The organism is Paraburkholderia oxyphila NBRC 105797 (assembly GCF_000685075.1).
Lineage (GTDB): Bacteria > Pseudomonadota > Gammaproteobacteria > Burkholderiales > Burkholderiaceae > Paraburkholderia > Paraburkholderia oxyphila.
The window spans coordinates 204156-218775 of sequence record NZ_BAYD01000005.1 but is presented as its reverse complement, the minus strand read 5'-3'; the positions used below and the strand labels follow the sequence as shown (position 1 = coordinate 218775).

The 14620-nt window shown below is 64.1% G+C and carries 14 protein-coding genes; 4 read left to right on the top strand and 10 right to left on the bottom strand.

Going from position 1 to position 14620, the window contains the following annotated elements; all coding sequences use genetic code 11:
- The first annotated feature begins 402 nt into the window (after window positions 1–402).
- Window positions 403–876 carry a hypothetical protein gene (locus tag BO1_RS49710; RefSeq protein ID WP_245643711.1) on the top strand — a complete coding sequence of 158 codons (474 nt, stop codon included), beginning with the start codon at window positions 403–405 and terminating at the stop codon, window positions 874–876.
- 21 nt (window positions 877–897) lie between these two features.
- Here the strand turns inward: BO1_RS49710 and BO1_RS04940 are convergent, their stop codons facing one another.
- The gene (locus BO1_RS04940; protein WP_028216610.1) at window positions 898–1707 is read right to left on the bottom strand and encodes an NAD(P)H-dependent oxidoreductase; all 810 of its coding nucleotides are present in this window, start codon (window positions 1705–1707) and stop codon (window positions 898–900) included.
- 99 nt (window positions 1708–1806) lie between these two features.
- Here BO1_RS04940 and BO1_RS04935 point away from each other — a divergent pair, with 99 nt between their 5' ends.
- Window positions 1807–2700: a LysR family transcriptional regulator gene (locus BO1_RS04935; RefSeq protein ID WP_028216609.1), complete on the top strand. Its 894-nt coding sequence runs from the start codon at window positions 1807–1809 to the stop codon at window positions 2698–2700.
- Between the two features lie 45 nt (window positions 2701–2745).
- On the opposite strand, the gene BO1_RS60125 is transcribed toward BO1_RS04935, so the two are convergent.
- The 9 genes from BO1_RS60125 to BO1_RS04890 all read right to left on the bottom strand — a co-directional run bounded on the left by BO1_RS60125 (window position 2746) and on the right by BO1_RS04890 (window position 11579).
- Complete coding sequence (locus tag BO1_RS60125) at window positions 2746–3201, bottom strand: PGDYG domain-containing protein (RefSeq protein WP_028216608.1); 456 nt, start codon at window positions 3199–3201, stop codon at window positions 2746–2748.
- The gene (locus BO1_RS60120; RefSeq protein ID WP_028216607.1) at window positions 3198–5171 is read right to left on the bottom strand and encodes a hypothetical protein; all 1974 of its coding nucleotides are present in this window, start codon (window positions 5169–5171) and stop codon (window positions 3198–3200) included. Before BO1_RS60120 ends, BO1_RS60125 begins: the two co-directional genes overlap by 4 nt.
- A gap of 99 nt (window positions 5172–5270) precedes the next feature.
- A complete protein-coding gene (locus BO1_RS49705; RefSeq protein ID WP_043283792.1) occupies window positions 5271–5969 on the bottom strand; it encodes a S1 family peptidase in 699 nt (232 codons plus the stop codon).
- 23 nt (window positions 5970–5992) lie between these two features.
- Entirely contained in the window at window positions 5993–6397 is a 405-nt protein-coding gene (locus tag BO1_RS60115; RefSeq protein ID WP_052409356.1) for an RT0821/Lpp0805 family surface protein, read from the bottom strand.
- A 124-nt stretch (window positions 6398–6521) separates the two neighbouring features.
- Window positions 6522–7925, bottom strand: a complete 1404-nt coding sequence (locus BO1_RS04910; protein ID WP_028216605.1) for a toll/interleukin-1 receptor domain-containing protein — start codon at window positions 7923–7925, stop codon at window positions 6522–6524.
- 803 nt (window positions 7926–8728) lie between these two features.
- Window positions 8729–9133: a carboxymuconolactone decarboxylase family protein gene (locus tag BO1_RS49695; protein ID WP_084687762.1), complete on the bottom strand. Its 405-nt coding sequence runs from the start codon at window positions 9131–9133 to the stop codon at window positions 8729–8731.
- Window positions 9117–9728 (bottom strand): MerR family transcriptional regulator, encoded by a 612-nt coding sequence (locus BO1_RS57085; RefSeq protein WP_218002788.1) that lies wholly within the window; start codon window positions 9726–9728, stop codon window positions 9117–9119. Before BO1_RS57085 ends, BO1_RS49695 begins: the two co-directional genes overlap by 17 nt.
- 43 nt (window positions 9729–9771) lie before the next feature.
- Entirely contained in the window at window positions 9772–11235 is a 1464-nt protein-coding gene (locus BO1_RS04895; RefSeq protein WP_084687761.1) for an NAD(P)/FAD-dependent oxidoreductase, read from the bottom strand.
- Window positions 11232–11579: a cupin domain-containing protein gene (locus BO1_RS04890; protein WP_028216602.1), complete on the bottom strand. Its 348-nt coding sequence runs from the start codon at window positions 11577–11579 to the stop codon at window positions 11232–11234. The genes BO1_RS04895 and BO1_RS04890 overlap by 4 nt, the downstream gene beginning before the upstream one ends.
- A 268-nt stretch (window positions 11580–11847) precedes the next feature.
- Between BO1_RS04890 and BO1_RS49690 the strand changes: the two genes are divergently transcribed.
- Together BO1_RS49690 and BO1_RS04880 are read left to right on the top strand one after the other, a co-directional pair.
- Complete coding sequence (locus BO1_RS49690) at window positions 11848–12768, top strand: helix-turn-helix transcriptional regulator (RefSeq protein WP_043283786.1); 921 nt, start codon at window positions 11848–11850, stop codon at window positions 12766–12768.
- 125 nt (window positions 12769–12893) lie between these two features.
- Window positions 12894–14615 (top strand): amidohydrolase, encoded by a 1722-nt coding sequence (locus BO1_RS04880; protein WP_028216601.1) that lies wholly within the window; start codon window positions 12894–12896, stop codon window positions 14613–14615.
- The last annotated feature ends 5 nt before the right edge of the window (window positions 14616–14620 follow it).

Here is a 14620-nt window from a genome sequence, read left to right as displayed (position 1 = left end):
GCATCCGCATGAAGCTGTTCCGCTCCATGGGATGCCGCCTCGGGACGCCGTTGCCCCGCCTTGTTCGTCGCCATCGTCCCGCGCCTGCGTGACGAGCTGAAATCGCTGAGGCCGTCATTGGCCTCGCAGCTTATTTAGCAATACGTATGCCAGCGGCGGAGGAAAGTGAAATGTGATCGCCGCAGCGGCTTCTGCGACGGGCCGCCCACAGGCGGCAGCGTTTTCGTGACGGAGCATCCGGGACGCGCATCGAGTCACGCAACCCACCGTTGATGTGCGGTTCATGAAAGTTGCTGGTGCACTGCAGCGTAGCTGCGCACCAGAGCCGGGCGCGGGTGCCGCCCGCGCGGCGATCTATTATTGAATCGAGCGAAGTGCTCTGCCTCGTACTGGAGGCGCATCATGAGACCCGCTGGATGGATCTTGCTGGGCACGCTGGCCTTCGTCGCGTTCGCCGTGTGGTCGGAAAGCGTTGCAGCGAACACCGTGAGGCCCGCTGCGGCCTCGTCCTCGACTGCCACCCCGGTCGCGCAAGCGGCAGCCACGCCGATAATCGCCATCGTTTCCGGCACGTGGGGTGCCAATTGCGGTGCGCCACACGGCAATGCGACACGCGATCTCGCGCGGCACTGCAATGGCTTGCTCACCTGCGGGTACGTGCTCGGCGCGCACGCGCCGGGCTCCCCATCGACTCCCGCGTCGAAGGCGCCGCCCCCCGGGCGCACGATGACGTCCTTCGCGACGTGCCGTGTGGACTATCGCGCGCAATGGCGATGCGGCAACCACGAGTTTCACGACGCATCGCTCAGCGCAGGCGCGTCGCCCGGTGACACGCTCGTGCTGAGCTGCGCGCGCGAAAACGGGCCGGGGCACTGAAGCCCCCGCCCTCCACCACCATCACGCGTCCGATAGCGCCCCGGCCGTTACCGCCGGCTCGATATGCGCGGCAAAGCCGGTGCTGCCCGGCGCGATCTCGTCGCGCAACGTGAGCGCCGGAATCTCGTACGCCCCCGCATTCTGCGGACGAAACGCAATCGGCGCGGTGCTCCATAGCGTATCGAGCCGTTCGCCCAATGCCTCGCGCGTGGCCGCGAAGCGTGCTTCGTCCATGCGCCCGGTGCGATACACGAGGAACGGCGGCAGCACATCGAAGCCCGGGTAGTAGAGCACGCCGTGCTGGATCGGAAACAGGATGTCGTCGATCGGCCCATTGACGCCGCGCGCACTGTAATGCGACTCCCAGCCGCCCGTCGTCACGACCAGCATCGCGCGCTTGCCCGCGAGCGTGCCTTCGCCGTAGCGACTGCCCCAGCGCCGGTCGGAATGCTCGCCCACGCCATACCCAAACCCATAGGCATAGACGCGCTCTATCCAGCCCTTGAGGATCGCGGGCATGGAGAACCACCAGAGCGGAAACTGCAGGATGACCGCGTCGGCCCACCGCAGCTTGTCCTGCTCGCGCTCGATGTCCGCGGTTTGTGTGCCGCTCTCGAAAGCGTGCTTCGATTCGAGTGACGGATTGAACGGCGCGGCGGCGTCGCGTCCGGGCGCATCCTGCGCGTCCAGGACCGCCTTCCAGTTCATTGCGTAGAGGTCCGAAACCTGCACCGTATGGCCGGCCTGCGTGAGACGGTCGTGCGCGAAATCCTTGAGCGCCCCGTTGAGCGAGCGCGGCTCGGGATGGGCGTAGACGATGAGTACATTCATGCTGAAGCTCCGTGGGTTGAATCGATCGGGTGAATGGCTCTCAGCATAGGGATCCGTCTGCTATATTTGAAATGAATATCGGCAATAACAGGTATTACGATGCTTAATCTACGCCGCCTCGATCTCAATCTGCTGGTCACGCTCGACGTCCTGCTCGCCGAGCTCAACGTCACGCGCGCCGCCGTGCGCCTGAACTTCTCGCAGCCGGCGGTGAGCGTGCATCTGGCGAAGCTGCGTGAGCTGCTAGGCGACCCGCTCCTGCTGCCGGGCCCACGCGGCATGCGGCCTACGACGCGCGCGCAGGCGCTGCGCGAGCCCTTGCGCGAAGCGCTCGAAGCGTTGGAGCGCGCGGTGGCCCCGGCCAGCCCCTTCGATCCGGCCGCCGCGCAGCACACCTGGCGCATTGCCGCCACCGACTATGGCGAATCGACCGTCGTCCTGCCCATGCTGCGCGCCCTGCGCGCGGCGGCGCCGCATACGCGCCTGGCGATTGTCGAGCTCGTCCCGCCGCGCATCGCCAAAGCGACGGAACAAGGCGAGATCGACCTCGCGTTCCACATCACCAGCGACGCGCCCGAGGGCCTGCGCCAGCGCGTGCTGTTCAAGGAGCGGTATGTGCTCGCGGGGCGTACGGGCCATCCGCGGCTCAAGCGCCGCCCCAACGTGAAGCAGTTCTGCGAGCTCGAGCACGTGATCGTCTCGCCGGACGGCGGCGGCTTTCGCGGCGTGACCGACGAGACGCTCGCCGAGGCCGGGCTCGCGCGCCGCGTCGTGCTCTCCGTGCCGCATTTCCTTTTCGTGATGTCGGCGCTCGCGCAGTCCGACCTCGTGGCGATGCTGCCGTGGCGGCTCGTGCGCGACAACCCCGCGCTCAAGGTGGTCGACGCGCCGGTCGAGGTCCCGGGTTATGAGGTGTGCATGCTGTGGCACGAGCGCGTGCATCGCGACCCGGCTCACCAGTGGCTGCGCGAGCAGATTGCTGCGGTGGCCTGAGCAAACCGGCGCGCTTTCGCGCCGGCGAACACCCCCCGGTCCGCTTCACACCTGGCTGCCCGCAGCGCCGGTTGGCCCCGCATCGTCAACGGTTTCGTAGCTCTGCGCGAACACATCGGCATCGACAATCCCGTATCGGCCATCGCCATATTGCAGCAGCCAGTCGCCTGGCTGTCCTTCGAGCACATCGCCTTCGCCGCCGACCTGCACGCGCATCGCGGCTTTCAGGCGCAGCGCGTGCGCCATGGCGGGGCGCTTCCGGTATCGCCCGTCGCTCACACGTTCGTACGTTTGCTCAAAGCGGTCGCGGCTGATCGGCCACTGCTCTCCGAGCGCGCCGGTGACGATGGCGTCGCCCGCCCGATAGCGCACCGATCCTTCCAGCGTCGCACATGTTCCATCCTCGTCCGCAAAACGCACCGCAACGAGCACGGGGCGCGTCATCACGCGCAACGCATCGGGGTCGCGCGACAAGTCCGGTATTGACGACGGTTTGCTCACGCTGGAATCTCCGCGACCTGGTAACTGATCAGTTCTCGCCACCGGATGTTTTCTTGCGAGAGCAGCGACGCGACTTCTATCGCGTCGGTTCGCAGGCGTTCCATCGAGATCCAGTCGGCAGGCGCGATACTTTCCTTCGCGCCCACCACGACCGACTCCAGCACGGCAAGGCGTGCATACACGCTCGACGACTGCATGGCGACACGTCCAATCTCGAGCTTCGTCATCACGCCGTGCAACGCTGCCGCCAGCGCCGGGCATGACGCACTGATGAGCTCGAGCACGTGCGATTGGTCACCCTTCAAAATGAGTCTGAACGCCGTAGAAACGGCGGCAGCAATGAACAATATCGTCGCCGACTCGTGCATCACCTCGTGCAATCGCGTCGCGTCTTCGTAAGTGCGCTCGTGAAACTCGATTTGACCGTTGACTTCTCGATGCAAATCGGCAGCCAACTGGCGGCGGTCCGCCGATGCGAGTTCGTAACCGCAGTATGACGCCGGCAATCCGTCTGCACCAAGCGCTCGCTGCAGCAGCCAGAGTTCGGCATTGCGAAGCTGGTGCCCTCGATGCGACGAGGTCACGTGCCAGAACAAGGGCTCATGAAACGGTTGCGGAATCGCCAGGAAAGGCCGCAACATCCGCAGGCATCGAATCTGCTCCGCCACGAACCGGTGACCATGCCAGAGCCGGTGCCAACCGTTATGACGAGCCCGCCAAAGAACGAACATGATTGAAATAACAAGAGCGATTTCGACAATCGGCCCATTCGATTCCCCCCTGGAAAACAACATTCCCCATACGGAAGCGACAACCGCGGCAGCTGAAAAGCCGTATAGCTGCCAGATGCCGCTGCGATGCTTGCCTGCCGCGCAGGTTGCGCGCGCATCGCTCCATTCGAAACGCTCCTGGAGACCATCGAGCGCTGCCGGCTCGCTTTTGCCGGGCGCTTCGTCTGCGTGACCATCGCCGAGCACATCCTGCACGCGGACGGCATCCGCGCCGAACACCAGTTTGAGCAAGCTGTCGACCAGCGCGTGGCCATCCATGCGAAAGAGCGCCGACATGCATTCGTTGCTGAAGCCCGTGCGCGCCTCGAAAAATGCAGGGCCGCGCCGCTCGCTCGCATACCGGGCCAACATTTTCGTTTCGCGGTTGCGGCGAACCAGCGAATGATCGAGCGGATTCAGACGTCGGCGTAGCGACTCGATCAGAACACCGTTCTCCAGGTCCCAAGGTTTGAAGAGACTTCGCAGCAGTTCACCCTTCGGATCGGGCTGGTGCAGTTCATACAGGCAGAACGCGGAAACGAGATCGTCCGCAATCGTGTGCACGGCGCCCGCCATGTCGATCCACAATATCGGCAGGCCCGCCTCGACGGCTCGCCGAATCAGGCGCACGACACCGCCAGCGGTGCCGCGCGGGCCGCCCCCGTCCCAAACCGCAATCAGTACGTCTGCGTAACTCAGCGCCAACTCGTCGCGCATTGCGTAAGGTTCATCATCCGTCTGAAGTTTGCCTTGCGGACATCCCAGCGCGACCGAGCGCTGCGCGTACCGTTCGCCGCCCGCTTGCAAATAGTCGGGCACCACGAGGTCAACGGGGAGTCCCAGGCGCGCGGCCTCGGCGATGGCGTATTCGTCGACACCGTCCGCCTGACCTGTGACGAGGCGTATGGTTGGGCGACCGGGGCAATAGAGCCCCCCCGGAAAGAGTGCGTCGGCAGCATCCGGGGGCTGTTCGCGAATGTCGGAAAACTGGCGGAGCACGCGATCCAGCGAGCGAAATGCGGGCCCCTTCCCGAGGTCGTAGCCTGGATGCTGCTTGAGCCGATCCCAACGATGCCCAGCGACGAACAACGAGATCGCGCGCGGTAGACGGGGAAACCTTGTCCGATCATTCGGGAGGTTGTCGACCTGATGCCTGGGCGCCTGCGTCAGGTCTTGCTGCTCCGCTTCCAGAGTGTCCATGGCTTCCTCGCCTGCAAGACATCACGCTACTGTGGGTCACGACGCCTGAAGCGCATTCGCGGCCAGCCACAGAGACGCGCGTCAAAAGCAACGCATCCGCTATTTGACGCATTGAACCAACGCGGCAATCCCCTGAAGTTCCTTGTCTGGATCTTCGTTACTGGCACGCGCCATCGGCGTCTGCGAATTACGCAGCGCCCCGGCGAGAAATCGCGCCAGTTCGCTTGCACACACAGCGACGCCCATGCCCGGCCTCTTCACATAGCGTCCGATAACCATGCCGACGAGCGTGCCGCGTTCGTCGATCACCGGGCCGCCACTGTTTCCTTGATACAGCCTCGCCCGCAACACCAGAAGCCGACGTCCCTGCGAGCGCACTGTGCCGACCGCGCGAGCGCGCGTGATGACAGGATCGAGCGGCGTGGACGGCGTGAGCGCGAAGCCGATCGTGAAGACAGACGCCCCACTGGAAACGGGGCCGCCCCCGAGAACGGCAACCCGGCTGACGCTGCGATGTGTCGCGAGCAGCGCCACATCCAGACGCTCGTCTATCGACTCGAGTGAAGCAGCAATGCCCGAGGCGGCATCTGTCGGCCAGACTTCAATGCGCTCGCACCCGCGCACGACGTGGGCGCTCGTGAGCAACTCACCCGCATACGTGACAAAGAACCCCGTACCGCTACGCAACCAGGCGTCCGTACCCTCGCCCCTGCCAGGCGGAACCGAGGCCTCACCGTCTGACCAACACAAACCCGCCGCGACGGCCATGCAGAGCAATGCCGCGTAACCGCGCTTCATCACCGGCCCCTACGACAATGAACTCATTGTTCCGCCAACTGCCACTCGCCATTCGAATTGCGGCATGCACGCGCGTTTTGTTCATACGTTTTCCCTTCCTTCACGTATGTCTCGGTGAATTGCCGGCAAGTCTGCGCGCTCGCTGACGCGCTGTAGCCGTTGAGCGGCTTGATGCTGCCTGAATTACCCGTCTTCGCGTTGTGCCAATGTCGGGTCTGGTTGTTCTTTGAAGTCTGCAGCGCCTGTTGAAGCGCTTGCTCGCGCGCCTCGCGATCGCGCTCATCCATTTCATGACCGATCACGCCACCCAGCAGACCACCGATCAGACCGCCGGCCACAATCCCACCGGCGCTCCCGTGACTGAAAAGTCCGCCGAGCGTCGCACCCGTGCCGGCACCGATCAGTGAGCCCGCCGTCGCCTTGTTCATTCCGCTCGATCCGTCCTGTGCGCACCCGGCCAGGACAGAACCGGCCAATGCGGCACAAGCCAATGCCGACAGAGATGGATTCATTTCATTTCTCCCTCGATTCCCGATTGAATCCCCCGGCTGTCTATTGCGCCCAAATGCCGACGCGTGCTTGCCTTGCCTCCTCTTCGTCCGCTGTGTACGGATCCGAAGCGCCAGGTCTAGCCCGGGCCCAGCCAAGACGAACCGCGTGCGCGGCGATGTCTTTTCCATTTGCAAAGCACTGGTAGGCATCGCCGTGGGCAAAGCACTGAATCACGTTTCCTTCGCTTTCCAGATAGTGCTGCATCGCCTTTGCAGGGCGGCCGCTCATCCCGCGAATGCCGTACAGGTTCACGATCCTGCCGGATACCACCAGTCCTGCCGAATCGAGAATCTGATCCACGCTTCCTTGCAGGTCGGGCCCATGCGATTGAGGAGGAGCGACGCCGTCTCCTTGCGCAGTCGCCGGTGGCGCCGGTGGCGCCGGGGGCGCTTGGGGCGCTGGCGGCGTCGCTACGGGTATCGAAGCGGGAATCGAAGCGGCAATCGCCGACGGAGGCGGCCTTGGGCTTTCCTGACGAAGGAACACCGTCGCCAATGTGCCCGCAACGACGACCAGCCCTCCCGCTGATGCCGCCAGCACGCCAATTCGCTGCTTGCGCACCGGTGCGCCCGCCGGTTGGCCAGCCGGACTCAATGCCGACGCGATACCGGGCTGAGTGGCGGGGACTGTGGCGGCGGCCGCCGCTGCCGCGCTTGGGGCGATCGCATCAACCGGACCCGGCTGACTCGCTGCCTCGGCAGCCGCTCGCTGCCGGCGAGCGTCCTCGGCCGCCCTTTCTGCCGCTTCCCGCTGACGCGCCTCTTCCGCCGCCTTTGCTTGCGCCTCCCGCTTGCGTGCCTCCTCGGCCGCCTTTGCTTGCGCTTCGCGCTGGCGTGCTTCCTCGGCTGCTGCTCTTTGCTGTTCCCGACTGGCCTCCTCGGCTATGTGTTCGGCCTTCGACACCGCGACCGCCACCTTGAGAATGTTCTCTGCCAATCCATCGACCCATGTTCCGATCTCGGGCGAGCGCGGATCCGCGTGACGCAATGTCCGAAAATCGATCCATTGATGCCGGCGCAACGCTTCGAGTTCCAGCCCAAACACGGTTTCGTCGGCATCGATTTGATCGACACCCACGTAGAGAATCGGAAAGATCAGATCATCGCGGCCCAGATGATTCATGCGGCCGCGAAAAGAATGGAACTCCGCAAAGCAATGCTGACTTTTCAGGTATCGCGGAGTGACAATCGGTATGAAGAAAACGGTCTGGCTAATCGTTCTTTCAATCGATGCGGCCCAGTCCGCTCCCGGCGGAATGGCCTGGATGTCCTGCCAGATCGTGATATCGGCACCATACTGTAGCGCAATGGCTTTTCCCACGATCGAGCGAAGCTGGCTCAACTGCCCATCGCTGTGTGCGTCGTCGCTGCGAGCATAGCTCCAGAAACCCACCGGGCCAGACATCTGTGGATGCTCCGATGACGTACGGCGGACGCTTTCTTACCCAGGGATAAGTCGAATCAGATCAGCCGCAACTTGTTGTCAACTAAAACGACTTCGTATGCCTGACCGATTGCTTGCAGCTCGGCAGCCGCGTTGCAGAACACGCATTTGCAAGCTCGTATGCGTCAACGCCGGACGAATACCGCACCATAACCTGCCACAGCAATTTTGAAGATAGATTACAGGAGCGGAGGATGCTTTAAGTATTTTTCCGTACGTCTCATGCTTCTCGGGCGTGCGATTGCACCGGTTTGCGACCTCGCGAGAATCCGTCTGTTGATTGCGGCACGATATGGGGTGCCGCGCAACGACTAACAGAGGGGTAGCCATCGCTGTCTTCGAGTTCAGAATTGAACGACTTGCTGCATTGCCTTTTTAAACCCGTTATAGCCTGAATCGTTAGCGTCCGCCCCAACCACGTAGATCTCCACGCGATTGTTCAACCTTCGCCCCTCTGGCGTAATTTACGGCCCAATGGGATTGTGGTCGTTTTTCCCGCGGACGCGCTTGCGTTTAGCAACTCCAACCACGGTCGAAAACGCCGTGCGCAGCCAGGAGTTTGAAAACCTCTTTCGGCGAAGCGCAATTTAATTAGCCATCGAGAATTATTCTATTTTATTTAGTCGAATAGTACAGCAAGGAATCCGACTCTCGCGCCAGCTACAGCTGGCGCCCCAGATGGCCAATCTCTCAAGAATCACTTCGAGGTCTGCAAGTACGACGAGCAGGCGGCACGCCGCAAAGGCGCACCCAGGCGGTGCCGCTCAAGCCGCGCTCATCGCTTCGTCAGGCGCGCACGCCACCGGCTGCGCACCGTCCCCAGCACCCGCACGCCGCGCCTCGAACACCTCGCGCGCCGAAAACAAGCCATTCAGCGCCGCAGGAAAGCCCGCATAAACGGCCATCTGCATGATGGTCTCGACGATCTCCTCCTCGCTCAAGCCCACGTTCAGCCCGGCGGCGACGTGCACCTTGAGCTGCGGCTGCGCATGGCCGAGCGCCGTGAGCGCCGCAATGGCCGCGATCTCGCGCGAGCGCAGGTCGAGCCCAGGCCGCGCGTAGATATCGCCAAACGGAAACTCCAGCAAATAGCGGGCGAAGTCGGGCGCAATGTCCGCGAGCGCTGCGACGACGTGCTCGCCCGCGCTGCCGTCAATCGCCGCGAGCATGCGCTGGCCGCGCGCGAGCCGGCTTTCCTGTGCCGCGCCGTGCGCGAGCGCTTCGCTCTGTGGGTTGACCGGATTCTGCCGATTCGTGTGGTTCTGCATGTGTCTTGCCTCGCGAAGATGAGGGGGCGGTCGAATAGCCTTCGATCTTGGCGTCGAGAGCGAGAAGACACGATTGAAGCTCGGCAATATGCGCACGCACGGCTTCGCGGTGCGCCACCAGCAGCTCGCAGCGTTCGCCTTCGGTGGCGGCGCCTTGCGCGCGCAGCTGTGCGTAGCGCAACATGCCCTGGATCGGCATGCCGGTTTTCTTCAGGCGGCCGAGAAACGCGAGCCAGTCGAGAATCGACCGGTCGTAGGCACGCTGTCCGGACGCGTCGCGCAGCGCGAACGGAATCAGCCCGATGCGCTCGTAATAACGGATCGTATGGACGGAGAGCCCCGTCACGCTTGCCAGATCGCCAATCTTCATGTGCTTTCCCTCAACGACATGCACGATGGTGGGACTTCGAGTGCACTCCAGGTCAAGAGAAATTATCGCCTGGTTGGTCTTTTCGGTAATCGCGCGTGACGGCTCAGTCCAGTTGCGGATCGCCAAAGCGTGGATCGGCGAAGGCGGCCGGGCAAGGCCGCCGCTGTGGTCACATCGGAAAACCCATCGACTTGAGGCCGTTGATCCACGCGCGCTTCCAGCCGCCCTGGGCATCGGCGCCGTCGAAGGCGTGGAACGTGATCTTTGCGCCTATCCAACGAAACGGCTCGGGCGGGATATAGATCGGGCTTTGATTCGCGATGTCGAGCCCGCGCTCGGGGCTGTCGCGATCGAACAGGATGTTCAGGCCCATGAACGCGCCGAAGCGGCTCGCCGCCACGCCGAAGCCCGTATAGCCCGCAACGAACACGCCCTTGCCGCCGAGGTAGCGCCTGGCGAACACCGAGCCGCGCGAGCAATAGTCGATCGGGCCGCCCCACGCGTGCGAAAAACGCACGTCGGACAATTGCGGGAAGGTCTTGTAGAACGCCTGCGCGAGCCGATAGTACGTCTCGCGCTTCTCGTCCTGCGGCGGGTTCGAATCGCCGTCGAAGTGATAGCTCACGAGCCCGCCGAAAATGATGTTGTTCTTCTTGGTGAGGCGGAAGTAGTTGAGCTGGGTGCGCGTGTCGTAAATGCCCTGGCGGTTCTTCCAGCCAATGCGCGCGAGCTGCGCTTCGGTGAGCGGCTCGGTGGCGAGCACGTGGTCGCGCACCTGCATCACCCGGCGATTGATGTCGCGAATGCCGACTTTCGCCGTGCCGCTGCCGAACAGCACGCGCGGCGCGCGCACGCTACCCTTCGGTGTGCTCACGAAGACCGTGTCGCCTTCGTCCTTCACGCTCACGAGGGGCGTATGTTCGTAGAGCCGCACGCCCAGCGAGAGCGCCGCGCGCTTGAGCCCCCATGCGAGCTTGGCCGGATGCACGATGCCGCTGCGGTTGCGCGACCAGAGCGCGCCCGCGAACAGCGGCGAATTCAACTGCTCGCGTGTGGCCTGCTCGCCCAGCAGCACCACGTCGTGGCCGTGGCTGCGGTGGAGATCGCAATCGGCGCGCAGATGGGCGAGATGGTCCGGGTCGACGGCCACGGTCATTTCGCCATTCCATTCGATGTCCGCATCAATGCCATAGCGCTTGAGCGTGGCCTCGAAACCGTCCAGGTTGCGCTGACCGAACTGTTCCAGCTGGTCGATATCGTTCGGAAACACGCGCACCGCGTTGGGCAGGCCATGCATCACCGAAGTCGAGATGATGCCGCCCGCGCGCCCGGACGCGCCATGCGCCACGCGGTTCGCCTCGATCACCACGACATCGAGTTGCGGCATCAGCTCCTTGGCCTGCACGGCCGCCCACAGCCCGGTAAAGCCGCCGCCGACGATCAGCAGGTCGGCCTGCGTCGCGCCCACGAGCTCGCGCTCGGCAGGCGGCTGCGCCGGATCGTCGAGCCAATACGGCGAGAGCTTCGTGTGCGCGAGCGCCTCGTTCACGCGCAATCTGGCCGGCGCCCCGCCATGGCCAGCGTGCGCCTCTGCGGACGTCTGCGCGACCTTTGTCTCCAGCGCCTGGTTCATATCGCCTTCTCGAGCACGATGTAGAACTTCTTCGCGTCCTCGAGCGTTTCCCAGCGGCCCGCGAAGCCGGCCGGCAGCAGATAGCCCTGCCCCGCCTGGAACTCCTTGCGATTGCCCTCGACATCGGTCAGCGCAATGCGGCCCTCGGTCAGCCAGACGGCCTCGTCGGCGGCGGTTTCCGGAAAATCGACCGCGCCCACCTTGCCTTCCCACCAGCCGGCGGTGTACTTGCGGCTCTCGCCCGCCGCGGCGCGCCAGTCCATTTCGTCCATGCCGAATTCGAGTTTGGTGAATTCGCCCTCGCCTGCGCCCAGCAACACGATGTCCTTGATCAGCTTGCTCATCTGAATCTCACGAAACGATTGAAAGGAAAATCGCAACGTTAAAGATTCCGCTGTCTGCGGTATGCCCCTGCAATGGGGGGGCATGGCGAGTTTCCCGTTTCGCCATTGGCACAATGCCGCCGCGTCGCTATCGTCCCGTCATGCCGCGCGTTTGAACGCCGGGGCGCTTCTGTTATGCTTTTTTGCCGGGCAAACGCGCAGCGCGCCCGCACGAAAAAGCTTGCCAGGCACACGCAGAACCCCTACCCGTTCCCGATCAGGGTGCACCATGTTGCTCAACGTCGACCCCTTCAATCACCAAAGCCGCCATATCGACGTGCCCATCAAGGCGCTCGGCGACATCATCGAGTCGGTCGGCACACCGCATTTCGTTCACCGGCTCACGTCGTTCATGAACGGGATCATTCCGCTCGATGTCGTTCACGTGGAGCGCTCGCGCTTCGGCGGCGCCGCGCCGCTCGGCTATAGCTGCGAATGGCTCGGCAGCGGTGCCGTGGACGACGAGCAGGCCGAGCTCGATCACGTCATGGGGCTCTACTACGAGCGCTATCAGGCCGCCGACCCGCTGTTCGCCGCGATACGGGGCACGACCGGCACGCACCTCGTGGTGCGCGACATGAGCACCATTCCCGACGGCGAATTTCGCAAGCTCATCTTCGACGAACGGCAAATCGCCCACGAATGCGTACTCACGAAGGACGCGAGCCACGCGCAATACTCGCTCGCCATCGTGCGCCGCAAGCATTTGCCCGCTTTCTCGCTGAGCGAGCTGAGCCAGTTGCGCCATCTGGGCGACTTCCTGTTTCCGCTGCTCGAGCTGCATTCGTCGATGTCGGCCGCGAGAAAGGTCGCCAATACCGCCACCAGCACGGACCCGCTCGCGCTGTTCGACGCCCGCGTCGCGCACGAAGGCATCACGCTCTCCAAGCGTGAATACGAAAGCTGCAAGCAGCTGATCATCGGCCGGACCGTGCCCGAAACGGCGGCCATTCTTGGCGTGCGCCAGTCTTCCGCCGAGTCCTATATCCAGCGGGCGTTCGCCAAGCTCGGCGTGCGGACCAAGCGCGATCTGGCCAAATGGGCACTCGAATCGCCCGCTACGGTTGCGGCACCTGATCCGGCGCCCGCTTCATCGCCCGCGCCCCAGGCCGGCACGACACCGGCCGAGCCGCCGCCGGCCAGCGCGTAAATCCCCGGCGCCCGGCACCTCCGGGCGCAAAGCACGCTTGCCCCCTGCAAGGGGGGGCAGACCCGCCTCCAGGCGCTCACTATAGTGACCCGCGATCAGTCACAATTGCGCACCAAGAGGCAGCGATGAGCACACAGGAAACAGGCAACGCAGCAGCGGACGTGCTGTTCACGAACGCAAAAGTCTATACGGTCGATCCACACAAACCCTGGGCGCAGGCCGTCGCGGTGCAAGGCGAGCGCATCGTCTTCGTCGGCGACGAACGCGCGGCCCGAGCCTGGGCCGGCGAGAATACGCGCATCATCGATGCGGGCGGCCGGCTGATGCTGCCCGGCTTCGTCGAATCGCACTGGCACTTCGAAACGACGGCGGCGGCCTTTCAGGCCTTCGTGAACTACGAAGATCCTCAGAAGGTGCTTGGCGCGCTGCGCGCCTACGTCGAGGCGCATCCCGAAGAGAAGGCCATCACCGGCATGGGCTGGATCCAGGCAACGATTCCGCCCGAGCTGCTGTGCAAGGAAACGCTCGACGCCATTTGCCCCGATCGCCCGGTGTGTCTGCTCTCCACCGACTTCCACACGGCGTGGGCCAATTCGAAGGCGCTGGAGATCGCCGGCATCGACGCCTCCACGCCGCCCGTCCAGCCCGGCGCGAGCTGGTTCGAGAAGGACCCCGTCTCGGGCGAGCCGACTGGCGTGATCGTCGACGGCGCGGCCTACTCGCTGCTGCTCAAGCGGATCAGCGACGCCGGCTACCTGCCCAAGGGCATGGACTTGTACCTGCGCTCCTTCACGGTGTGGCAGGACAAGCTCGCGGCGGCCGGCATCACGACCGTGTTCGATGCGGGCTTCATGGACCCGAGCGGCGACCAGTCGCTGCTCTACGAAACGCTCCAGCACATGGAGCGGCGCGCGGACCTCAAGCTGCGTGTGGTCGGCAGCGTGGCGGTGGTGGGCGAGGTCGAAAAACCCGTGGAGATGCTGAGCGAGTTCCGCACGCGCTATGACTCGCCGCTCGTCAAGGCGCGCGCGCTCAAGCTGTTTCTCGACGGCACCGAGGCGAACCACACGGCGTGGCTGCTCGAGCCCTACGCCGATCGCGCGGACACCTGCGGCGCGCCCACCATGCCCGTAGGCGAATTCGACCAGCATTTGCTGGAGGCGGACAAAGCGGGCTTCAACGTAATGGTGCATTGCGTGGGCGACGCCGCCGTGCGCGCGGCGCTGGACGGCTTCGAGCGCGTGAACCGCACGAACCCGCAGCGCGACCGCCGTCACGTCATCACGCATGCGTTCCTCACGCACCCCGACGACATCCCGCGCTTTCGCGAGCTGGGCGTGATGGCCAATACGCAGCTCCAGTGGGGCGTAGTCGATCTGTACACCGAACTGCTGCGCGAGCATTACGGCACCGAGCGCTGGAGCAACATGTACAAGTTCCGCACCTTCATCGAGCAGGGCGTGACGGTGTCGATCGGCATGGACGGCCTCGCCTGCCAGTGCCGCTGCCAGCACCGCCCCGTCGAGCATATCGAGTCCGGCCATACGCGCCAGCTCGCGGGCGAACCCGACGCGCCGGCGCTGCCCGACATCAACGAGCGCCTGAGCGTTCCGCAGCTCATCGCCGCCTATACGATCAACGGAGCGTGGCAGCTCGGGCTGGAGCACGAGATCGGCTCGGTCACCGTGGGCAAGCGCGCCGACCTCATCGTCCTCGAAAGCAACCTCTTCGAGGTGAACAAGTACCAGATCGGCAAGATCGACATCGCGCTCACGATGATGAATGGCGGCGTCACGCATGCGGCCGGTTCGATGCGCACAGCGTTCGATCTCGAAGCGACGGTCTGAGCACG